The sequence below is a fragment of the Paenarthrobacter sp. NPDC089714 genome (assembly GCF_044748905.1).
Lineage (GTDB): Bacteria > Actinomycetota > Actinomycetes > Actinomycetales > Micrococcaceae > Arthrobacter.
In genome coordinates, this window is record NZ_JBIVGX010000001.1 from 48,533 (window position 1) to 72,108 (window position 23,576).

General features: G+C 56.8%; 15 protein-coding genes. 8 read left to right on the forward strand and 7 right to left on the reverse strand.

Translation table 11 applies throughout. The features are described 5' to 3' along the window. Positions 1–40: 40 nt before the first annotated feature. The 3 genes from ACIPY3_RS00225 to ACIPY3_RS00235 all read right to left on the reverse strand — a co-directional run bounded on the left by ACIPY3_RS00225 (position 41) and on the right by ACIPY3_RS00235 (position 3,678). Positions 41–1,117 carry an LCP family protein gene (locus ACIPY3_RS00225; protein WP_400328604.1) on the reverse strand — a complete coding sequence of 359 codons (1,077 nt, stop codon included), beginning with the start codon at positions 1,115–1,117 and terminating at the stop codon, positions 41–43. A gap of 255 nt (positions 1,118–1,372) precedes the next feature. After that, a complete protein-coding gene (locus ACIPY3_RS00230; protein WP_400328607.1) occupies positions 1,373–2,074 on the reverse strand; it encodes a DUF6270 domain-containing protein in 702 nt (233 codons plus the stop codon). A 56-nt stretch (positions 2,075–2,130) separates the two neighbouring features. Next, the gene (locus ACIPY3_RS00235) at positions 2,131–3,678 is read right to left on the reverse strand and encodes a hypothetical protein (protein WP_400328610.1); all 1,548 of its coding nucleotides are present in this window, start codon (positions 3,676–3,678) and stop codon (positions 2,131–2,133) included. A gap of 1,146 nt (positions 3,679–4,824) precedes the next feature. On the opposite strand from ACIPY3_RS00235, the gene ACIPY3_RS00240 reads away from it, so the two are divergent. The 8 genes from ACIPY3_RS00240 to ACIPY3_RS00275 all read left to right on the forward strand — a co-directional run bounded on the left by ACIPY3_RS00240 (position 4,825) and on the right by ACIPY3_RS00275 (position 14,911). After that, positions 4,825–6,039 (forward strand): glycosyltransferase family 4 protein, encoded by a 1,215-nt coding sequence (locus ACIPY3_RS00240; protein WP_400330566.1) that lies wholly within the window; start codon positions 4,825–4,827, stop codon positions 6,037–6,039. A gap of 386 nt (positions 6,040–6,425) precedes the next feature. After that, the gene (locus ACIPY3_RS00245) at positions 6,426–7,787 is read left to right on the forward strand and encodes a glycosyltransferase family 4 protein (RefSeq protein WP_400330569.1); all 1,362 of its coding nucleotides are present in this window, start codon (positions 6,426–6,428) and stop codon (positions 7,785–7,787) included. Next, positions 7,787–8,674, forward strand: coding sequence for an ABC transporter permease (locus ACIPY3_RS00250; RefSeq protein WP_400328612.1), 888 nt, complete (start codon positions 7,787–7,789; stop codon positions 8,672–8,674). The genes ACIPY3_RS00245 and ACIPY3_RS00250 overlap by 1 nt, the downstream gene beginning before the upstream one ends. Beyond that, positions 8,661–9,554 (forward strand): ABC transporter ATP-binding protein, encoded by an 894-nt coding sequence (locus tag ACIPY3_RS00255; protein WP_400328615.1) that lies wholly within the window; start codon positions 8,661–8,663, stop codon positions 9,552–9,554. Before ACIPY3_RS00250 ends, ACIPY3_RS00255 begins: the two co-directional genes overlap by 14 nt. A gap of 223 nt (positions 9,555–9,777) precedes the next feature. Beyond that, positions 9,778–11,451, forward strand: coding sequence for a glycosyltransferase (locus ACIPY3_RS00260; protein WP_400328618.1), 1,674 nt, complete (start codon positions 9,778–9,780; stop codon positions 11,449–11,451). A gap of 11 nt (positions 11,452–11,462) precedes the next feature. Continuing rightward, positions 11,463–12,752, forward strand: a complete 1,290-nt coding sequence (gene wecC / locus ACIPY3_RS00265; protein WP_400328620.1) for a UDP-N-acetyl-D-mannosamine dehydrogenase — start codon at positions 11,463–11,465, stop codon at positions 12,750–12,752. Between the two features lie 162 nt (positions 12,753–12,914). Beyond that, positions 12,915–13,883 carry an FkbM family methyltransferase gene (locus ACIPY3_RS00270; protein ID WP_400328622.1) on the forward strand — a complete coding sequence of 323 codons (969 nt, stop codon included), beginning with the start codon at positions 12,915–12,917 and terminating at the stop codon, positions 13,881–13,883. A gap of 164 nt (positions 13,884–14,047) precedes the next feature. Continuing rightward, positions 14,048–14,911, forward strand: a complete 864-nt coding sequence (locus ACIPY3_RS00275) for an SGNH/GDSL hydrolase family protein (protein ID WP_400328625.1) — start codon at positions 14,048–14,050, stop codon at positions 14,909–14,911. 154 nt (positions 14,912–15,065) lie between these two features. Here the strand turns inward: ACIPY3_RS00275 and ACIPY3_RS00280 are convergent, their stop codons facing one another. From ACIPY3_RS00280 to ACIPY3_RS00295, 4 genes are all read right to left on the reverse strand, one after another. Beyond that, positions 15,066–17,033 (reverse strand): glycosyltransferase, encoded by a 1,968-nt coding sequence (locus ACIPY3_RS00280; protein ID WP_400328627.1) that lies wholly within the window; start codon positions 17,031–17,033, stop codon positions 15,066–15,068. 12 nt (positions 17,034–17,045) lie between these two features. Then, on the reverse strand, positions 17,046–19,769 hold the full coding sequence (locus ACIPY3_RS00285; protein ID WP_400328630.1) for a glycosyltransferase: 2,724 nt from the start codon (positions 19,767–19,769) through the stop codon (positions 17,046–17,048). Positions 19,770–20,008: 239 nt separating this feature from the next. Then, positions 20,009–21,169 (reverse strand): non-hydrolyzing UDP-N-acetylglucosamine 2-epimerase, encoded by a 1,161-nt coding sequence (gene wecB, locus ACIPY3_RS00290; protein ID WP_400328633.1) that lies wholly within the window; start codon positions 21,167–21,169, stop codon positions 20,009–20,011. 625 nt (positions 21,170–21,794) lie between these two features. Further along, positions 21,795–23,444 (reverse strand): hypothetical protein, encoded by a 1,650-nt coding sequence (locus tag ACIPY3_RS00295; protein WP_400328636.1) that lies wholly within the window; start codon positions 23,442–23,444, stop codon positions 21,795–21,797. Positions 23,445–23,576: the final 132 nt, after the last annotated feature.

Consider the following 23,576-nt stretch of genomic DNA (forward strand, 5'->3'; position numbering starts at 1 on the left):
TCAGCGGAAGCCGGGGTTGAACGGATAATTCGGTCAGGCCTCAGTTGCCCTTTTGGAGGGAATGCGCCGTGACGTACGTACCCAGCTGGTCCTTGGAGAGTGCCGCTGCGATATCCGAGATGGCTTGAGTGTCCGCCACGACGATCGATTGGCCGTCCGCGGATGTGCCAGTGCCGAGTGTAGGCAGGGTGAACATCACGGTGTCGTTGGCCCGGAGATCCTTGAGGCTGACGGCCAGCGTTCCGATAGCCGTCGCATCGAATCCTTTATCGACACTCACAAACGGAGAAACGGCGGAGACCATGTTATTGACGGTCACCGGGTTGGTGAGCGTGTCACGGGCGATGACCTTGCTGATGATCGACTTCATGTAGACCTGCTGGTTGCGTACACGCTGGTAGTCGCCGTCGCTGAAGGACTTTCGCTCGCGTACAAAGGCAAGCGCTTCGTCGCCATTGAGCGTTTGCTTTCCTGCAGCGTAGTAATGGCCCTTCATGGGGCCGGATGCCGGAGCAAAGGGAATCTTGACGTCAACTTCAACGCCTCCGAGAGCATCGGTGAGGCCCTTGAAGCCTTCAAAGTCCACCATGGCCACATGGTCAATGCGTTGCTTGAACAACGACTCGACCGTCTGGACCACCAGGGGCACACCCCCGTAGGCAAGAGCTGAGTTGATCTTGGACTCGCCCTTGCCCGGGATGTCTACCCAAAGGTCACGCATCAAGGAGACCGCGTAGACGTTCTTGCGGTCGGCAGGAATGTGCACCAGCATCAAGGTGTCCGAACGCTGGTCCGTGGCCGCATTGGTTTCCAGGTCCACCTGGTCGGTTCCGCGGGTGTCGCTGCCCATGACCAGAATGTTCATGGCGGCAGTGCCGTTGACCGGCTCCGCCTTTTGAGGACGAGTGGACTCCTCGGGGAAGGCGGCGTCAATTTTGCTGGACCCGTTGTTGAAGGTTTGGGCCAAGTTGAAGAGATAAAGGCCGCACACCAGACCAACTACAACAACCACGGCGGCAAAGCCAAGGAGTACGTTCCGGGCGGTCTTTTTGCCACTCTTTTGGCGTCTGGGACGGGACTCGGTCGAGGAAGAATCGGTGTCAGTCGGCAGCGTCATGGGTTCCTAGGTGTCGGCGTCAGCAGGGACGATTCTATCAATTTGAAGTTGGAGAACTTTTCAATGGGGCGCGGAGGTCCAACTTCCGCCGGGAGCGGCTCGACCTTATGCGCGGGCCTGACGGCAGAAACCAACGACGGCGGCAGCGCTGGTTGCGCCCTTTGGACGCCTTGCGATGATTCCTGGCAAGCCTATCCGCGCGCGACCTCGACGGACGGCTTCAGCGCCCTGAACGCCTAATCATTCTGAACGCCGCTACTGGTCTGTGAGGCGCTTTAGTTCAGCGAGGAAATGATCGTTTGCAACTTCGCTGAAATGATAGGGCTGTCGACCCCACTTGTGGTTGGCGGACGCCATGGGGGCGCCACCCGGGTAGTCGATAAATCGGACGCCCGGGATTCGCTCGATCTCTTTATAAAGGTCGTAGAGAAGACGGTTGTTCCTGTCGAACCATCGGGAGCGGGGAAAGGGCACTCCCTCGGTATCCACTGTCGCCCAGTAAACACGATTAACGATGATCTTTGCTGGATCAACAATGCGGGTCAGAGCCTGGATCCCTTGGAGCCGCAAGGCGAGGCCGGTCTCGCTCCAAGGCTCGTAGACATCTGATGCTGCGATTGGGTAGCCCGTGGCCTTCAGCTCTTCGGATTCAGTGATCGTGCTCTCACCGAGTTGAAGGGTGTTCATGCGTTCATCGATGAAATCCACAACCAAAACGTCGAACGGTGTCGACCTGAGGAGTTCCGGAAGGGACTTTTCAATGTCTGTCTGAAGCATCCTTCGCTGGAAGTTGCTGCTTAGAGCTTCAAAATCCGGTTGCAGAGCATCCTGTGCAAGGGGCGCGCTGAAGGCGCTCGCGAGCGAAGAGCGCGCGAAGTAACCCTCTAACGTGAAATCGCTAGGTTTCTCGAAGGGATCGCGGGATACGCAACTCCCGTAGATGAATACTGATGGCACTTGGCCAGCCTACAGGAGAGGCCATCGACACATGATGGTCCACCATTCGCGCTGTGTCAGCGAATCGTGGAATAGAACTGCGGAGCGGTACCGCCCCAGCCGTTAGTAACTGTCAGGGAATAGACGGCCTTCACGTCAACGGTGGTCTTGCCAACGCTCAGGGAGATCATCTCGAGACTCGGATTCAGGCCGTGTTGCGCCCCATACCCTGCATTAATGCCTGTGGCCCGAAGGACTCTGACTTGGGGCTTCCCATCGCGGCTTGTCCATCGCACTCTTACAGAGCTTCCCTGCAAATTGAAGCCTGCTACCTGTACCTGACCCGTGGCGGGGCGGAACGTTACGTCTGTGATTATGGGAGTCTTCAGCCCCGCTTCGAGCTGATTCTTCAGAGCTGTGCCGTTGCCGGTACAGGTAAAAAATGAGTCCCACATGTACGAAACGATCTTCTTGGCATTCACCACCTGCTGAAGCTGTCTATCGAGTCTCGCCTTCGTAGTCTGCCCACGAAATCCATCGCCGCAGATCGTTCCCGTACTCACGGGAGTCATTCCCTCCACGTTGGCCCACAAAACGGCGTTGGTTCCGGAAACGCCATCTGCAGCCGCGACGAAGTAGTCGCGGTTTGGGGCAACGTACTTGCTTGCCCAAGTACCCTTGCCAACTGCGCTGGCAGTGGAAGGATCAACGGGAGAGTCCGCTTCGGCAGACGAAAACGCCCCTCCCTTGCCGGTGCCCATGCCGTCTTGGATGGCGATGTTGAGGACGACACCGTTTGACGTCTTCGCGATCTTTCTAATCCCCACCTCAGCTTGAGCGGGGCTGGCGCTGGCTTTGCCTAAGCGAGCTTCAATGAAGGGACTCACCACTGCCTGCCTCCCTGGATGGAATCGATGAATCTGGAGGTTTTGGGCCGCGTACAGGGCCAGCACTGAATCGTATGTGCTGCTGTCAGTAAGAGGAATCTCCGTGTGGTGATAGAAGCCTGCCAGACCGGGAACGTCATTCACTGCCGCCTGGTATCGCAGGAACCGCTCAGTGAAAAGGTCAAGGGTGTGGCCATAGGTCAAATCGGGTAGGTACCGGATATCCGCCCTTTTGGCGGGGGCGGGAAGCCCCGCGAAGTACTTCATCTGCAAACGAGTTGCGGCCGAGGCCAGCGACGTGAAGGGATCGGCTGAGCTGGTGGTGCCACCACCCATGACGATTACGTCGTATTTGCCGTTCGGCGATGTACATCCTCGATCTTCCGTGGGAAGTATCAGGATCGTGTATGACTTGCCGTTGTGAATGACGCTTCGATCGTTTGGACATTGCAGGTCGGCTGAATCCCAGTGGCTGCCGTCCAGGTAGGTGAAATAACGGTTGATCTGAAGCGAACCCGTTGCCGCAGTTACACAGCTCTTACCGTCTATGACGCAATCTCGCGGCAGGGTTTCGCGGGTAACCGGCTGCAGAGGCGTTCCGAACGTTATGACAGTGTCGCCACCGAATGTCTTGATGTCTGACAGCTTTGCAAGATTCGTTGAATCCCTGGAGCTCGGTGCAATGAAGAAGCCGCTGATTGGGTAGGTCGGGTTGGCTTGACCCGGCTCCGTTGGCACCTGAACTGCCGGTTTAGGCTCTTCGGCTGTCGCCGAATGCGACTCGGGGGTCAGAGTACGGGGGGAGGGTACGTCTGCAGAGACGAAGAGCGCAGCACCTACAAACAGTGTTGCAAGGAGCCTGCGGGTCAAAAGGCGTCTGCGGTCGCGTCGGTGAACTGCCAGGGGGTTTGCCGCAGGTTCGCGCCTGCTCCTCGGCCGGGGTGTCATGTGCTCCTAGGGACATAGGCATCAGCACTTAGAAACTCTATCAATGAAACCCGCCTCGAGAGGCCGTGCCGACGCCGAAGGAGGGCGACTAATCCATACGATAAACTAAATCGGGCTGCCCTCCTACCGGTGGTAGCCCCCGCGCTGCCAATGTCTCAGGCGGCGGCGATTGACTAGGCGCTGACAGCGTTCTGAGAGTACTTGTAACGGGGGGAAAGTTGGGCACCGGAATCAAACGTGTTCAGACCGCAACGGTGGTTTTGCTGTTGGCAGTGTTCGGGTTCGTCGGGATCCAACCTGCCCTCGCCACGGAAACAAACCCGGCACCGGGAACAGAACAACCCGGACCGGGGGATGGGAGCACAGAGCCCATCATTCCGCCGGTCATTCCGCCCGTGATACCGGTTCCCACTCCGTCGCCTCTTGAACCCGAGCCCGCACCGTCAGTCCAGCCCCCGCAGGAGCCGGTCCCGGCTCCATCCCAACCATCAACACCAACCGAGGTTCCTGCGCCGGTTGTTCCGCCGGTCGAACCCACTAACGCTCCAGCAGTTCCGGTCGTGCCTCTGCCCGTCGATCAAGGAGCACAGTCATATCAGGTAGAACCTGAAGCGCCTGTTGATTCGGCCGCGGCTGTAACGGTTGAGGAGACAGCTTCCCCGACTCCAACACCAACGCCGACTTCGACGGCAGTTCCTCCGGTGGCCAGTGCAGACATCGCGGGTCCCCTCAAGGTAGCGTTGGCGCCCGTCGCCGAAAACAACCCTGTGGCCCAAGGACTGATGGTCCTCGTTCTCGTCCTCCTTGGTGTTGCGTACTTCCGTGCACTTCGGACTAAAGGGATCCGCGGACCCCGCCTAAACGGCAAGTAGGATCATGTTTAAATCCCTTTCAAGGGACCGGGCTGCCAAGAATCATGCATCGCCAATGCGGCTCATGTTATTAACGCATTCCTACTGGCCAGAACACAGCCCACCCCAACGCCGATGGTCGTCTCTGGTCCGCGAGTTTCGCAAGGCAGGCTGGGCGATGGACGTCGTCGCCCCCGTCGCGCATTACCCGAATGGCCGACGAAACCTGCCTCGTCGGCAGGCCGGAGTGGCGTTTTCCCGGCAGCACGGTCCGCACGGCGAAGCCATACGCCGGGTGCCGTATCTGCGGCACATCGGGTCGTCCTCTCTTGCACGCTTCATCGATCAGCTTTTCTCGGCGATTGTTTCTGTTCCTGTGGCGCTCCTCTGTCCTAAGCCCCATGCGATTCTTGCGACGGCGCCAAGCCTTCCGACGCTTGCAACTGGATATGTACTGTCAAGACTTCGCCGGGTACCACTGATTGTGGAAATGCGGGACGCGTGGCCAGACCTTGCCCGCGATGCCCGGATCGTGCAAGGCAGCGTAAAGAGCGTTGTTGAGCGAGTCGTTGAATTTGTACAGCTTCGCGCAGATTTGGTTGTCACAGTTACCGAGGGGTTCGCCGAGACGCTGCGTGACCGTGGTTTGACCAATGTGGTCACCGTAAGCAACGGCCTGGACCTTAGCTCGATGCCGTTCCTGGAACCGCCTCCGGAGCAAAGGGATGTCTTTCACGCTCTCTATCTCGGCAACCACGGCAAAAGCCAACGCTTGGACGTCGTCATACGGGCCAGCGCTCTTCTTGGCGACAAATTTCATCTGACTCTTGTCGGCCAGGGCACGAGCCGGCCTCAGTTGGTCAAATTGGCCCGAGAACTGAATGCTCCGGTCACTTTCTTTCCCTCGCTTCACGGACCGGCAGTGATGGAAAAGTACCGTGAAGCCGATACGTGCATCGTGTCGCTGCGGGATGACTGGAAGTCGTTTGAGACCACCATCCCATCCAAGACCTATGAGGTTCTGGCAATTGGGAGACACGTGACTGCGATCGTGCGCGGTGAGGCCGAGCGCATCATTTTGGAGGCTCGAGGCGGCGACGTGGTCGCGGCAAATCCTGAGTCGGTGGCGAGATTGTGGCAGGAGTTGGCACTCGACCGTAAACGCCTTTCGTATGGAATGAGTGGTCGTGACTGGGTGCGCCATAACGCGGACTATGCGCAATTAGCCGTCCGCTACATGGAGGCCATTACGACGCTTGTTGGTCTTGACGACGTGTCTAATCCAGGACGAACTTCGTGATTCAGATCCTGAGAAATCTCCGCCTCGCCGCCGGCACGGTGTCCGAGCAACTCGCGGAATCACCATTTGTGCTTGCGATTCAGGTTCTTCGGAAACTTCCTACGCGTCTGGTGCGGCCATTGGCCGTAGCTTTAGCCAGGTTCGCTCCAGCGTCCTCCCACCCCGCCCTATTGCTTGCAAGCTTTGCTGCGGGCGATTCCCAGAGGCTCAATGTCAGGTTTGAGCACGGAATTGCGGGGGACATTAAGCCGGACCGGGCCAGGCAGGCGGCCGAAGTTGCTCTGGCCGCTGGTGACCAGACATGGGCAGATCGCTTTCTTGTAAGGGCTAAGGGTGCTTCCAAGGTTTCGGCCACGCTGGCTCGCCGCCGGTGGTACCAAGGCGATATGTCGGGTGCCATCGCTGTGCTTAAGGAACAAGGTCGGGACACTTCAAAGCAGGGGCTGCGCCTTCAATCCGAGCTCACTGTCTTTCGTGGTTGGCGCCCTGCTCTGCAGCAAACCCGGGCAGGTGGGCGGGCAGGCAGGGTGCTCCATTTGCTTACGAACTCTGTTCCCCACACGGGTAGCGGGTATGCGCGGCGTTCGCATTCAATACTAAGAGCCCAGATGAGCGCCGGTTGGGAAACCCTCGCCGCGACGCGCTTGGGGTATCCCGTTCAGGTGGGCACGCTGAGTGCTCGCGCTCAGGACGTTGTCGACGGTATTCCCTACCGGCGTTTGCTCCCTGCACGCCTGGAACCATCCATGGATGGTCGCCTGCAGCAGCAGGCTGATGAACTTCTCGCCCTCGCACAGGATTTCCGCCCATCCATCCTCCACACGACCACGCACTTCGTTAACGGGCTGGTTGCGCGCGAGGTTGCTGATGCCTTGGACATTCCCTGGGTCTATGAAGTGCGGGGCCAGTTGGCTGACACTTGGGCCTCTACCCGAGGAGAGGCCGCACGCCAAAGTGAGCGGTACAAGCTGTTTCTTGAGCGTGAAGCAGACGTTATGCAAAGCGCTGATCTTGTCGTCACCTTGGGCGAAACCATGAAGCGAAACATTGAGACGGCGGGTATTCCGGCACAGAAGATACTGATTGCTCCCAACGCTGTCGGAGACGATTACCTTGCAGAGCCGTTAGACCACGCTGAGGCAAGAGTAGCGCTGGGGCTCGAAGCCCAAGGCCTCTACATCGGTACAGTGAGCAGCCTTGTTGACTACGAAGGCCTGGATGATCTCGTCACAGCATTTGCATTGCTCGCTCCGCGGCTGCCAAAGTTGAAGCTGGTCCTAGTGGGTGACGGCGTTGCCGCTCCCGCGCTCCGGGAGCAAGTGCGACGACTGGGACTTTCCGCGAGAACCATCTTTACGGGTCGCGTAAGCCCGGACAGGGCGCGCCTTTATCATTTGGCCTTGGATGTGTTTGTAGTACCCCGAAAGGACTTGGCTGTGACGCGCTCTGTGACGCCGTTGAAGCCTGTTGAGGCCCTTGCATGCAGCCGACCTGTAGTGGCCAGCCGGCTGGAAGCCCTAAGCGAGATAGTCCAGGACGGATTCAACGGAAAGCTGGCCGATCCTGAGAATCCTGAGCTGCTGGCCGCGGTCCTGTTGGAGCTGCTCGAGGACGAACGAACGCGCCAAGTCCTTGGTGCTGCAGGCCGGCAAGAGGTCCTGCGCACTAGAACGTGGGCGTCCAACGCCGACGCATATGGACGTGCCTACGACGATTTAGTGTGCCGGAGAATGAGGAGAGCCAGTTAGTGTCCGCAAAAAAGGCAAAGCTTCCGCCGCCAGCGGCCATCCAACCGATGTCTGTGGACATGCGAAAGCTGTCGCGTGTCGGTTCGAGACCGGGCTTTCTAGACTACCTGGTCCAGCTCTGGGACTATAGGCAGTTTATTTTCTACGATGCTCGGGCGAGGGTCCAAACCGGCACACGCAAGGACCGTCTGGGTAGTGCATGGTTATTGCTCAATCCCGTCTTCAACGGTTTGACGTACTACCTAATCTTTGGCCTGCTTCTTAACACGAAGGGCGGGATCGAGAACTTTCTGGGTTATCTGATTGTGGGCATTTTCATGTTCCAGTTCAGTGCAGGTGCGATCACCGAAGGTGCCCGGTCCATACGCAATGGGAAGTCTGTAGTGCAGGCTTTCAACTTTCCGAGGGCGGCACTTCCGATTGGGGCCAACATCAGGGAGATCCTGTCTTCCGTTCCATTGATTCTTGGCATGTTGCTGTTGATCGTTATCATCCCACCGGCGGAGAAGATCAGTTGGTTGTGGCTTCTCATCGTCCCGGCGGTAGTACTTCAAGGAATCTTCAACCTTGGTATCGGCATGATTTTGGCCCGGGTTATTTCCATGGTCAATGACGTCACACACCTGCTTCCTTTTGTCATCCGCGCCTGGATGTACGCCTCCGCCGTGTTCTATTCGTATGAACGATTCATCCATGAGCCCACGCTTTTGGCCGTCATGAAATACAACCCACTTTTTAACGTGATTGACATCGTCCGCAGTTGCGTCCTCTACGACACAGTGCCCTCGTGGGAATCATGGGCGAGTCTGTCCGTCGTTGCCTTGGCGGCGCTGTTGGTTGGTTTTGTTTTCTTCTGGAGGGGTGAAGAGACTTATGGTCGCGATTGATGAGGCCGTGTTCCTTGACGGCCCACCCTGCGTTGTCGTTGACAAGGTACGGATGACATACAAGGTGCCTTCCTCCGATGGCCGAACCACGGCGGGCCGAAGTGGCTTTAGAGGTGCCATTAAGAAGCTTTTCCAGCAGTCCAATCTCGTGACTGTGAGCGCGTTGAAGGAGATCTCACTTGTAGTTGAGAGGGGTGAATCAGTCGGGATTATCGGGCGCAACGGCTCAGGCAAAAGCACAATGATGAAGCTCATCAGCGGTCAGGTAGCGCCGACTCACGGGGCCGTTTACGCCTCAAGTACACCTGTGCTGCTTGGGGTGCACGCAGCACTTGTTCCTGATCTGTCAGGCGATCAAAATGTCGTCTTGGGATGTCTCGCCATGGGCATGGACCTGGAACAAATCAACGAGCGCTTTGACAGTATTGTTGAAGTCTCTGGACTGGACTCAGCCATCTACCTGCCCATGAAGTCCTATTCCTCTGGTATGGCGTCAAGACTCAGGTTCGCGATCGCGGCATCCGTCAATCCGGAAATTCTCCTGGTCGACGAAGCCCTGAACACGGGCGACGCGCAGTTCAACAACCGGAGTAAGGCTCGCATGGATGAGTTGCGGGCGCAGGCAGGCTGCGTCTTCATCGTTAGCCATAGTCTCGATACGATCCGAACCATGTGCAGCCGCGTGATCTGGTTGGACAAAGGGGAGCTGATCATGGACGGGGACACCGAAGAAACCACCCAGCTCTATCACGAGTTCTCTTCGCACCTATCCAAGGGAAACAATATTAGCGCCGCCAAGATCAAGGACCAGGCGAGGGCAAACCTGATAGCAACACAGGTTCTTGAGCGTGCAAGCGGACGCCGTTTGGAAGGACGCTGACATGGGAGTACTCGATGATGTGCGCAAGGCGCTGTGGCATCTCCGTAAGGGAGGTCTGCTCCAGCTGACGGAGTTTAGGCGGCGTCGCAGAATAGACCAGCGAATCGGAGCATGGAGGGAAGTCGTCGGTACGGGTCCCGCGCAACTAGGGCCACCCGACTTCGCCCCCCACCGCATACCCGACCGTGTCCCGCGGCGGTCTGACCTCACGGTTGGCGTCATCTTGGATGACTTCTCAGCGGCGGCCTTCTCCTTTGAATGGAACGTTGTTCTGTTGCTAAAGGACCAGTGGCTTGAGCAGCTCAACGAGCGCCCCGTGGACTTCTTGTTCGTGGAGTCGGCGTGGAATGGCAACGGTGGTTCTTGGAAATACCAGCTGATGGGTGCTTCGGGGCCGAAACCTGAGTTTTTGGCTCTAATCGCTTGGTGCAAGCAACGTGGAATTCCTACCGTATTTTGGAACAAGGAAGACCCTCCGCACTACGAAGATTTTCTTCCTGCGGCCAAAGAGTTCGATGTGGTTTTTACCAGCGACTCGGAGAAGATTCCGCACTATGAGCGGGATCTGGGCCATACCCGCATAGCGGCGCTGCCATTCGCTGCCCAGCCTGCCATTCACAACCCGATCCGAGTCGGGCCCGGGTGGCACTCTCGTGGAGTTGCCTTCGCGGGTATGTATTTTGCCCATAAGTATCCTGAGCGCCGACAACAGATGGACTTGATACTTTCGGCGGCGCGCGATGCATCCGCCCGCACAGGTGGGCCCGAACTGGAGATCTTTTCCCGGCAACTCGGGGGAGATCCAAACTACCAGTTCCCAGTGCCCTTTAACGAACACGTCGTGGGGAGCCTTGAGTATTCACGAATGCTTACCGCCTATAGGGCATACAAGGTATTCCTGAACGTGAACTCCGTTGTAGATTCTCCCAGCATGTGTGCTCGACGGATCTTTGAAATTACCGCTGCCGGTACACCGGTGGTGTCTGCCAAGAGCGCAGCAATCGGTGAGTTCTTTGCTGCCGACGAAGTGCTGGTAGCAGAAACACGGCAAGAAGGAGCGAACCAGATACGGATGCTGGCGCGCAGCCCTGAGTTCAGCGCCCGTGTTGTTCACAGAGGGCAGAGACGTATCTGGAGCGGACACACCTATGCTCATCGTGCGGAGACGGTCATCGCATCAGTTCTGCCGGGGCGAAGCAAGCCTGTTGCCCTGCCGTCCGTCAGTGCTCTCGTGTCGACAATTAGGCCCCAGCAGCTGGAACACATTTTCGCCACGGTGGGTGGCCAGAGCGGCGTAGACCTTGAGTTGGTTCTTCTGACACATGGTTTTGAAGCGGACTTGGCGAATGTGCAAAAACTGGCCTCGAAGTACGGGGTACGCAAGTTCAGGGTTCTCTCCCGAAGTCAGGAGACCACACTGGGCGAGTGCCTGAACGCGTGCGTTGCGGCAGCTTCCGGAGCAGTGCTATCAAAGATGGATGATGACGACTACTACGGTCCGAACTACCTGGCGGACATGCTTCATGCGCTCGATTACTCGAAGGCTGATGTAGTAGGCAAGCACGCGCACCACATGCACTTCACTATGAGCAGAATGACCGTGCTGCGCATGCCTCAGCACGAGCATCAATACAGCCGATTTGTGATGGGCCCTACCATCACGGCTTCGCGGGAGGTCTTCGAAGCGCATCCCTTCGAGGCACTCAACAGGGGTGAGGATACGGCATTCCTTAAGTCTGTCTCGGATGCCGGAGGTTTGATCTACGCTGCGGACAGATTCAACTTCTGCCAGATGCGTAACTCCGGAGGGCACACCTGGGATGCCACTGATGAAGAATTGGCGGCATCCGGAGAAATTCAGTTCTTTGGAGATCCCAAAGAACACATAACCGTTTAAAAAGGGGAAAAATGACTGATATCAATTCCGTTGCAGTGATTGGCTTGGGCTATATAGGACTGCCCACGGCCGCCATCCTGGCCACCAACGGCATCAGCGTCGTCGGCGTGGATGTTAATCAGAACACCGTAGATGCCGTGAATCGAGGGGAAGTTCCTTTTGTTGAACCGGACCTCGGCGTGCATGTTGCAGGAGCCGTCAGTCAAGGAAAGCTTAGGGCGACGACAGAGACTCCAGCGTCGCAGGCCTACATCGTGGCGGTTCCGACGCCATTCCGTGATGATCGCTCTGCTGACCTGAGCTACATTGAGGCCGCGGCGCGTGGGATTGCACCGCAGCTAACAGGGGATGAACTTATCATCCTTGAATCGACGTCTCCTCCTCGTGCCACCCGTCATCTGGCAGATTACATTTTGGGGCTCCGCCCGGATCTGTCCCTGGATGGAGCAAACGGTGCACCCGTAATCCATTTTGCCCATTGCCCTGAAAGGGTGCTTCCCGGACGAGTCATGATCGAACTCGTCACCAACGACCGAATCGTCGGTGGAATCACTTCCGAGGCCGCTCAGTTGGCAAAGGATCTGTACGCCGTGTTCTGCCAAGGTGAGATTCTGCTGACGGATGACGTCACGGCGGAAATGGCCAAACTCGTTGAAAATTCTTACCGTGATGTAAATATCGCCTTTGCCAACGAACTTTCAGTCATTAGCGATAAGCTCGGCATCGACGTATGGGAACTGATCCGTTTGGCAAATCATCACCCGCGCGTCAACATTCTGCAGCCGGGTCCCGGCGTAGGTGGTCACTGCATTGCCGTAGACCCCTGGTTCATTGTGGCTGCTGCTCCCGAGGAGTCGCGGCTCATCAGGACTGCCAGGGACGTCAACGACGCCAAGCCGGACTGGGTAGTGGAAAAGGTCCGGCTGGCAGCCCAGACCCATGGAAATGAGCCCACGATCGCGGTCCTTGGGCTCGCTTTCAAGGCAAACATTGACGATCTCCGCGAGTCGCCGGCGATCGGTATCGCAGTCGAGTTGGCTGAAGGGCTTCCGGAGTCCCGACTCCTTGTAGCCGAGCCGCATGTTGAGTCGTTGCCCAGGGTTCTGGACGGCCGTGCAAATGTCGTCCTCACACGAACCGCCGATGCGATCGCCCAAGCTGATGTTGTGGTTGTACTCGTGGATCATGATGAGTTCAAGGCAATCGACACCGATACCCTTGCAGGTAAGTCCATTATCGACTCGCGTGGTATCTGGCGCGACATCGTGTCAGAGGAGACACCCGCACCGGAAAAGGTCTAGCGCCGGTCTGGGAAGCGGATACAAAATCTTCTGTGCGAGAGTCGGCCGGGGCATGTTGCCTCGGCCGTCTCCGTTGGTGGGCCAGCTGGAATGCAGGAACAGGCGTCTGATATGGAAGAATCCCCTCATAAGTTGAGATCGGCGTCACTCGTGAAAGAAGCTATGAACAGTTCTACCGAATCTATTGAGACCACGAAGCTCACCGTGGAACACGGGGACAAGCGCTTTACCGTTGAAGCCGTCAGCGGTGATCACATAGGCGCAACCATCGCCGCTGGCAGGAAATTCTACGAGTGGCAGTTCCTCGGAACGCTGGCCGAGTACTTGGCGCCTGGAGATACAGTCATTGATGTCGGCGCCAACATCGGAAACCATAGCCTCTTCTTTGCTGGGGTTTGCGACACTGACGTTGTTGCTTTTGAGCCGCTTCCGCTTGCGTTCGAGGTTCTCCAACGCAACGTGCATGCCAACTCTCTCGAAGACAGAATCGAAGTGCGGCAAAAAGCCTTGGGCGCAGCGCCTTCGAAGGCCAAGCTGGAGAAGCTCGATTTGACAAACGTAGGTGCCACAACATTTGCCGTCGACTCGGACGGCGATTTCGAGGTGAGTTCCTTGGACGCGGAGGCCATCACAGCACGGGTGGCCCTCATCAAGGTTGACGCCGAAGGTATGGACTTGCAGGTCCTTCGCGGCGCCGCGGACCTGATTTCACGTGATCGCCCCATCATCGCAGTTGAAGCTGCTTCCAAGGCTGATCAAAGTGACCTTGAGCACTTCGCCGCTGAGGCCGGATACTCGTTCGTTGCTGAGTTCAACGCAACGCCTACCTATATTCTGGCGCCGTCAGCAACGCCTTTGGAAAGGGCGAAGATCGAGCGGCGGGCCTCCAGCTTGGTAACTCGCACCCATTGGAATACAAGAGATCTCTACTATCGTCTTGGGTTGGTCAACAGCGACCTTCGTACGGTTCGTGACGTGCAGGAAACGAATGTCCCCCTGGTTGCTGCCGGCGCAGACGTTCAAGAGCTAGTGGCGGCACTTTCGGCGCGCGTAGGGCAGTTGGAGGAGACTGTTCGGCGGCTCTCCGAACGACTGGATGAAGGGCAGGATGAGGCTGAAGACCGCGCCTGAGGAATCCAGCGACGCGAGTCGAATCGGTCGTCGGTTAATCTGCGGTTTACCGAAGACAGAACGTGTCCATGTTTGAAACCGAAGCCCAGCGGATTACGGGCCACCGGGGCACAAGCGATAGGATCGACAGGTTGTAGTCCGTCGTATCCTTGGGGAGCCCCACAGTGTCAGAGCGCCGCTTCATCCGGCTGAAGGAATCCACGCCAAATCTGGATGGTATGAGGGCACGGCCGGAGGGCTACCTTGAAGCCACTGATGGGACCGTAGGGGACGGCCCATGGCGGGTGCGGACTGACGAGCATGGCTTCATTGTCACAGGTAACGACGTCGCTGCAGGAGCTCCACCGCTGGTCTTCATTGGTGACTCCTTTGTGGAAGCCACCTTCACCCCCGAAAGTATCCGTTTCGTATCTCAGGTCGAGCGCCATCTGCAAAGCGACGGGCTGAATTTCCGATGCCTCAATGGAGGATACTCGGGTGCTACCACCTTGCAGCTGTTCAACGTATTCCTGAATAAAGTGGTGCCCTTGGTAGGTCGAGGCGGAAAAGTGGTGTTTTTCCTCCCACAATCCGATCTGCCGATTTACTTCAGGCCCCATAGCTATTGGTACCCAACCGACCGCTACGCGCCATTGTTGCCGCCTGTGGAGCCTGCCGCCACGGACCTGCCTCGGGGTTCCAGCGCACTGACGGCGATTCTTGGTTTGGCTGTCTGGGCGGCTCAGGAATTTGGGATAGACCTCATCCTCGTATCATCTCCGCACCGCAACGCCACCCGGGAAGAAGATGCCTACTTGGCCCGGCGCATTTCAGCCGATCAGCACCTGTCTTTGGCGCAGCGGCGCCAAGACATTCGAACGGCAGTGCACAAGTTTGTCGCGACCAGTGGAGTGACTTTCATCGATGCCGACACGGAATTCTTGGACAAACCATCGGCGTTCTATGACGAGTTGCACTTGAACGACTCCGGACACGACATCTTTGCTGCCTGGTTGGCCGACCAGCTGCGTATTAGGCTGACGATTTAGCTCACGCTGAGATGTATATGATCGGTGGCGTCCTTCCTCTTGGGGATGGGCGCCGCTTCCATAATCGGGGCAACAGCTTGAATATGGTGCGCGGGACGGGGCATTGAGCCGCCGTCCCGCGCATTAGTCACGGGGTGCCAACGCACCTTCAGGCTCAGACTTCTTCGAGGGCCTCTTGCACCAGGGATACGAAGGACTCCAGAGAGTAGCGTTCCCGTACGAACTGCTGGCCACGCTTCGCATTTTTATTGAATGTGTCGATGTCCTGATTGCCCAGAATGTAGTCTCTTATCCCAAAAATATCCCCGAAGATGTAATCTTCTGGATAGATATAGTCGACTCCGTGCCACGGCAGGAAGACGCCCTGATTTCCTGATGCGAATCCTTCTGCAGGCGCGACGTGGAAACTCTCCAAGTCGCTCAATGACAAAACAAAGCCAAAATCGGCCAAAGCTGTTTTTGTATCCACCCAGCCGGAAAAAGTGACTTTCTCCGAGAGATTGTGGTCAACGATATACTGCTCGCAGGTCTCGTAATAGGAGCGTTCTACGGGATTCTTGTAAACCCAAGGAAGGTCAAGTGGCCCCTTGCCGAACACGGTCAAGGTGAAGTCTCCGTGGGTGTTGAGGTAGTGGAGCAATTCCAAGGCCCGGTGGTAGCCCTTAAGCTTAGGGAGCATGCCCACCATGGCCAACCTGGTGGTCTTCTTCGGGTCGTCACTGCTTTCGTAGGCTTTGACGTCGAGATAATTGGGGATGATCCTCACCTTCGTGCGGTCCATCCCAAAGATGCGGATCATGTCCTCACTCGTATGGAGTGACACGGAGATGAAACAGTCCACTTTTGATTGGTCGACTTCATGTCCGAACCTGGCATTGAGCTCAAAACGGTGAAGCCGGACGACGAGTTTTTGATGGGCGCGTTTGTGCCTCGCGTACCACACCGCGTTCCCGAGCAACCACTCGCAGAATATTACGTCCGCCCATTCAAGAAGTTCCTTGCTCTTCTCCGGATCATGGGCGTCGTGTCCTACCCACTCATCAAGCCTGACATCGTACAGTTCCTGTAACGCAGGGATGGCGGGTGAGATAAACTTGAGATCCATTCCAGCGATCACCAAACGCTGCTTGATATTCTGCTGGAAGGCGTCATAGTCGCCTTCGTTAATAACCTCGAGTGTTTCCTTGATTCGGGGTCGGAAGACGCGCTGGCTGATTGCCTCCCAATTACCGTGTACCAGCCGTGACAGCTTGGAGAACAAGCCGGAATCGATGTCGCCCCGGTTGAACCGGTAGAGGGACTCTATGGCAACCCTGAGAGCTACATGTCCGCGTAGAGCCATATAACTTAGATCGACTTGACCCAATGTGGTCTCGGCACTTTCCCAGACCTCAAGATGTGAAGCCAGTTCGCGTGCACCATACTGTTGTGTTGATGACCGGATGAAGCCGATGCTCTTGTGGTACACGATGGCAGGCTCATCCAGGTAAGAAATGTGCTGCGCAACGGCCAACACATTATTTAGAAAAACGGTGTCTTCGCCCATATGCAGGTGCTCGGGCCAAATGATTCCATTTTCGATGAGGAGACTGCGTCGAATCAGAGAAGAATTTGTCGTGCTTTGATCGCGAACGATCTTGGCAATTTTCTCAGTTCTCGAGTCGGAGAACTTGAAGTCCTTAACTCTGTTCAGGAGCACCGGATCCTTGCCACGCTCGACGGTGTACAAGGACGCCCGGACGATATCCGAGTCTTCGTTGGAGGCAAGTTCGAGTTGATGCCGCAGTGCGGCCGGAAGAATCTCGTCATCGCAGTCCAGGAAGAAAACGTACTCACCCATTGCATTGGACGTGCCGACGTTTCTAGGACGTGATGGAGAGCCGCTGTTCGCCCCGAGCGGCACAACCCGCCAATTGATGTGTGCAGCGCAGCGTTGCTCCAGTAACGCCTGCGTGCCGTCAGTCGAATGATCATCAACGAAGAGCACTTCAAACTCGTGGTCGGGCAGGTCGATGCGTTCCAGGGACTCCAAGCACAACCCGATCTTGGTTTCTGCGTTGTAGCAGGGAACAACAATGCTGAGCTTCATAACCTGAGAATCCTCATGGGCTTGCGTTTGCATGTTCAAACTCTTTTATACGAGGTAGAAGTTATCGGACACGGTGCGACCGTAGTTGATGACAGCCTTCCGAAGGAATGACGGGGGCGCCACAATATTCTCTATCGCATGTTCCGTGACGAAGCGATACGGACTGTCGGCTTCTATCGCAATGGGGCCACCGGCGTAACTCAGGTGAAGGCTGGCTTCATAGATGGTCTTCGCAGTGATTTCAGTACGTGGGGAGATAACCGCGAAAGCATCACCCTTGACATAAGTGGAGGCCTCTATGGTCGCATCCTCAGCCCACGCGTGGGAAAGGACGACAACACCGAAACGACCATATTTGGCTTGGTAATGGGCGGCATCGCTCTTTTCGAATTCCCGCCCAAGGACAATTAAAAGCCGGTCGGCAATGTCAACATACTCACTTTGGCGCGCGATAGCCTGCTTCAACTCCGCCTCATTCTCCACAGGGCAAACCAGTGTCAAGAGTCGGTTTGCCTTGATGTAGTCGAAATCGATCGCATCGAGGATGTATTCAAAGCGTCGTTCATATGTGTGGTGGGCCAAGACATCATGAAGAGCCGCGTGTCGGATCTCTGCAGCTTTACCGTCCTCAAGATCAACGATGTCTGCATGCCCATCGCCCGCGAACAAGATACGGTCACCAAAGAAGGTGGCGACGCCCGGCGAGTAGTTTGAAACAACCAAGGTGTTACATGACATCAACTCAAAGATGCGGCGGGCAAACATTGTTGGTGAAGACGTCACGGTGTTGATGTTCAAGCCGAATGTCTTCGACTTGTATGCATCTGCGATCTTGGCATGGGGGATAGCAGGCTCGGTAAGGTGGCGATACTCCTCAGGGAAGTGGTGCAGTTCGTCTTCGGAGCCCCAGAACCGATCAAAAATCTGAAGGTCCAAACCCTCATTGAGTATTTGCTCAAAGATGATGGACATTTCTGCGGAACGTTCTTTGTGATTCGCGTACCAACTGCCGGCGAATGAAACGCCCTCCGTCCTTGGTGCGGTCTCTACTGGATTAAACAGTCGGGGTTGAGTGGCGAACGGCAGGCAGTGGACGCTGGGGTGGCCGTATTCGTTCTGGTATCGCGGAACGCACGTGATGTCAGTGGTAAATACGTGGTCAAACCGGATGGCTGTATCGATAAAATTGTGCACTTTATCGTCGAAGTGCGTGGGGTCTTCTTTGTTCCAGAAAACAGTTGGGATCCCCTCGCGTTTACACCAGGCAAGAATCTCAAGCAGTTCAGTACGATTCTCCCGCGGAAAATTGGAGCTCGCATAGATACGGCCCTTCCAAGGGCGTTCTACACTGTCAACTCCGGACCACGCGGATTCGCACAAGAAGAGGTCCGGGCGGTCGGATTCAAATCGTTCCCTCCAGTTGTGCGGCTCAAAGACAATGGGAGTGAATTCGTATTTGAAGCAGTTGTATGTAAACTCATCTGCGATCAACGCGACTTTAAGATTCTTCGCACGCTTGGGATTGGCGACATCATCCGCTACGTGGCCAGGCTTCGGCATTGCGGATTGTTGTACGGCCGCGGGTTTATCTTTAGACTTAGCCCCCGCCCCCTCGACTGAGAATGCATTGCTGATTTGCAGCTGGTTCTTCGCTGCATCCCAGAGCATTGTTCCCACCCGAATTTCAGTCGCATTCTCGGGGACCCTTAGAGTGAGGGACATTTCGTTGGATTGACGACCGTCGATGTACTTGTAGGGCCCGTGCTCAGAAATGGAAAGTTCAGTCGGAAGAATTGTTCCGCCGCCGCTGTCGGCGAACTCAACCAAGGCCAGTCCGCTCTTTTTCGAGAGGCCTTCGACTCTGGGATTAACAGTGAACTTGACTGTTAAGGTGCGGCCTTGAATGTGCCGAATGGGGAGCCGCGCCCACTGTGCTCTGGACGTCACGCTGATGTTCGACGCTGAGTCGTGCAGGCGGTCGAAAACCAAGGACTTGGGATTCGTCTGGGGGACTCCATATCCAGGACGCAGTGCGTCGGCCGATTCAGGAGGCAGTTCGACAATGTCCACAGCATTGAAAACGCGGAGGCTCCCCTCCTGGGCATGCCAGGCAGCCAGCGCGATGCGTACGCGGGCGCAGTCAGTAGGCGCATGGATCTCGAACGAAAAGCTTTCATCATCAGCAGGCACCAGGTACATGTACTCGCCGAGTGGACCCCTCGAGACGTCGGTCAGACTGCCAACCTCATCTCCGTCCTTGTTCTCAAATGCAAGAAGGACCACTACGTCGCGGGGGCCGACCGTGGGGGCGCCCGCAAACTTCCCCTCAACCCGGAAGTGCTTCGAATCCAGGGTCGAGAGATGAAGCGAGAAAGGGTCTCTGGACAGTGGCACTTCAGCACTGGCCGGGCTGTCCGGGGTCAGTACGATCCGGTTCCGGCGAAGCTGTGCGGTTTCCCCAGCCGGGAAGGGGGGAACGACGCTGTGGAAGACATGAATGCCATTACCCAGCGACAGGCTACCCGCATAGCCTTTCCATAAGGCGAAGCCAAGCACGACTTCTGTGCACTCCCACGGAATATACAGTTTCGCTTCACCCCAGCCGAGCGCGTCAGGGACTACGTAGATGTAGTTTCCTTGGCGGCCCTTGCTGATCCGGCCTCTGCTTGACACTTCGTTTCCAGAGGCGTCCAGGAACTTGACCCAGATAATCCCGGATTTGGTGCCGTGCTGATCTGGACTGCTGACAGTTTGGAATCGTGCCGTCATTTCAGCCCCTGGAACGACTTCCAGTCTTATCTCAGTGGCACGCTTGCGGAGCATCACGTGGTGGGAAGCGGCCTCGTTGGAATCCAGCAGTACCGCAGTACGCGGCCTCGCAGTCTCCTCGTCTGTCCAAATGGGTTGCTGAAGTACAGGGCGATCAAAGATTTTGCGAAGCAACGCTCGGCTCCATTTTCTCAGGTCGGGGAGTGATCATACGGACATCGGCTTCTATGCCTCCGTCCTTAGCGAACGGGCTGTGCCTCGCTGTCGAACTCGGGGATCCGGACACCAACGCCCAGGAGCTCGGCGATTGCTGCAATTGTCCTTTCGGCCGCCTTTCCGTCGCCGTAGGGGTTTACCGCGTTGGCCATTGCATCGAACGCATCTTGCTGGTTGAGGAGGCGATCCACTTCCTTGACGATTGTTTCTTCGTCTGTTCCGATCAGGGCCACGGTGCCCGCATGAACGGCTTCTGGCCGCTCAGTGTTTTCACGCATGACCAGCACAGGTTTGCCCAAGCTGGGTGCCTCCTCCTGAACTCCGCCAGAGTCAGTAAGCACGACGTGGGCGAGTGCCAGCATGCGGGTAAATTCGCCGTAGGCAAGCGGCTCTGTGACGATTACGTTTGGCTTGTTCTCAATGGCAGGCAGTACCGCCTCGCGGACAACGGGGTTCTTGTGTGCAGGTAGAACGATTGTGAGGTCCGGTTCAGCATCTGCAATTCTTGCCAATGCACGGCCGACGCCCCGCATCGCGTCACCCTGGTTTTCGCGGCGATGCGTAGTGACCAGCAAGATTCTTCCCTTGCTCGCCGCCAACTCCTCCAACTTCGGGTCGGAGAATGCAACATTTTTGTCAACGGTCGTCAGCAGAGCATCAATGACAGTGTTCCCGGTGACAACGACGTCCTCGGCCGGAATCCCTTCGGCCAGCAGATTGGCCCTGCTCGTGCTGGTAGGAGCCAGGTGCAGGCTGGCGATCTGACTCGTTATTTTGCGGTTCGCTTCTTCCGGGAAGGGCGAAAACAGGTCGCCACTACGGAGGCCGGCCTCAACATGCACAACGGGAATACCGTGGTAGAAGGCCGCGATGGCTCCCGCCGTTGATGTCGTCGTGTCGCCCTGAACAATAACGGCATCCGGCTTGTTTGCCGTGAACAACTTGTCCAGTCCATCGATCGTCCGGGTCATGATGGCGGAAAGCGACTGGCGCTGCTGGAGGATGTTGAGGTCGTGATCCGGGACAATCCCGAAGAGGTCATTAACCTGGTCCAGCATTTCCCGGTGCTGACCGGTGACGGTCACCACGCAGTCAAACTCCGCAGAGTTCTGAAGTGCGTTCACGATTGGAGCCATTTTGATGGCTTCCGGACGAGTACCGAAAATTGGCATGACGCTGGGCATGGATTCCCCCGGGAAAGGCAGTGGCTGACCAGCCGATGCTATCGCACAGCCAATCGAGGTGATTAATTGTGTATGACGAAGTCTGCCCGTCAGAGACCAAACATCAAGGTCAGGACCAGAAGGGGGATGGCGAGAGAGACAAGGATCACAGCGGCCAACGCTATGACGCGCTTCTGACGAAGACTGGCCTTCTTGAAGGGGGATGTTCGCAGGAGCGGTCGGGCATTGGCGGGCAGGGAGGGTGCCGGTGCTGAGGGCTCTGGAGCCGGTTTGCTTTCGTTGTCAGGCAGCCTATTGACAGGCCTGGACACGGGATTCGCCCTCTCAATCCGGTGAGACGGCGGCAATTGCGAAGCCGAGATATCCCCGAGTAGACGCCGTTTTCGCATGTGTCGAGGGGAGGGCGAAACGACCACCGGCTGGCCGACAGTATCCGTCACTTCTTCACTCCTCAGCTGCGTCCGGAAGGATCAGGACAGCTCCAATTCTTGCACTTGCGGAGCCGTAGGCAACATTCCAATCGACTGGTCCCAGCAACATGTGCCCATTTAACGTGCCATGTTTACACCGCTGCAAACAGACAGGTGGCCCGCAGGACTAGCCTGCGGGCCACCTGTCTAATCGGCTAACCGCGGTCTGAATAGGTCGCGTCGTTCCGCACTCCGGAACCGTTGATCACGTTGACGAAGTAGAACTTGCCTGAGCCAAGCGACGTGCTGCCAAGCTTTGCTGTGACAGATTCAAGCAGCGGGTTCATGCCGGTCTGCTTCCCGTAGCTCGGATTGAAGTTCGACGCTGTGACCGTCTTGTCGAAGACACGGCCGTACGTGTCCGTCCACTTCACTTGAACGGTGCCACCGCTGAGGTTTTGGCCCGTGACGAGGACTTCGCCGTTGCCATAGAAGATAGTGTCAGTAATCACGGGTGTCATCGCCCCGGACTTCATCTGATCAAGCATTGGTGCCCAGGTTCCTCGGCAAGTGTAGAAGGGATCCCACATGTACGAGATGACCTTTACAGGGGCGTTGCCCATCTGCTGGAGCTGTTTGTCATGGCGGGCCTTCGTGCTTTGGCCCCGGTAATTGCCATCACAGGGGTTCTGGCTCGTTGCGGGGGCCATTCCTTCCATATTGCCCCAGAGCTGAACACCTGTCCCGGCAAGGGCATCTGCCATTGCGTAGAAGTAGTCGCGGTTGGGTGCCAGATACCTGGATCCCCATGTCCCGCTGCCAGCTATCGATGCTGCATAGGGGTCAACTTGTGTCCCGCTATCGCTGCTGAAGAATGAACCTGCTTTACCGGTACCCATGCCGTCCTGAACGGCGATGGCCATGCGCACACCCTTGGCGGTGCCAGCAATGTTCCGAATGCCTTGGCTGGCCTGCGCCACCGTAATGTGCGCGGAGTAGTCCGTCCGAGTGTCCATATAGGGGCTTATTAGTGCGGCCCGTCCGGGAGCATATGTTGCGATTGCGGAATTCTGAATGGAGTACACGGTGAGCGTCGCGTTCCAAACAGAGCCATTTCCGACCGGCATCTCTGTGTGATGGTAGAAACCTACAAGCCCGGCGACGTTGTTTACTTTGGCCTGAAACTTGATGAAGCGGGCGGTAAACGCGGTAAACGTGGACTGGTAGGTCAGGTCTGGTACGTACGTGATCGTGGTGTCCTTGCTGGGCGCCGGCATGCCTGCGTAGAACTTCAGCCCCAGGGCCGTGGCGGCTTTGGCAACCGATACAGAAATCGAGGCGGTCCCGCTCGTGATGAACACGACGTCGTAGAGTCCATTGGACGAATTGCAGCTCGTTCCTTGAGTGGGAATCACCATCACGGTGTAGACGTTGCTGCCGCTCGTTACGGTCTTGTCGCGCGGGCATGCCAAGGACGCAGCGCCCCAAGAATTTCCGTCGCTGTAGCTGAAGTACCTATTCACTTTCACACCAGAAGTGGCTGCTGCCACACAATTGACGCCGGAAATGGTGCAGTCCGAAGGCAGTTGAGCCAGTGTTGTGGGCTTGATCGTGGAGCCGAAAGTGATGACGGTATCCCCGCCGACCGACTTAATGTCCGTCAACTTTTTCAGATTTGCGTCATCGTTTGTGCTACCGAAAATAAAGTAGCCGCTCACCGGATATACGGGAGGCGGCGTAGCGGCTTGGGCTGGGTTTCCATGCAGAAAGCCCAGCATCAGTGCGAGAGCGGCCAGTAAGCTCGCTGTTAGAAGGCGGACGTTGCGATGACTGCTGAGGAACGTCCCGGTCTCTATTTTTGCCACGGCGGATCCTTGGGCTCGTAGGGTGAGACCTTGGACCTATGGCTAAAGGATGGCTGGCTCCGAGGGTAAACTCAATGCTTTTACTGGATTCTTCATGCCGGCGAAATAATGCGAGTGTATTTGTAAGAATTG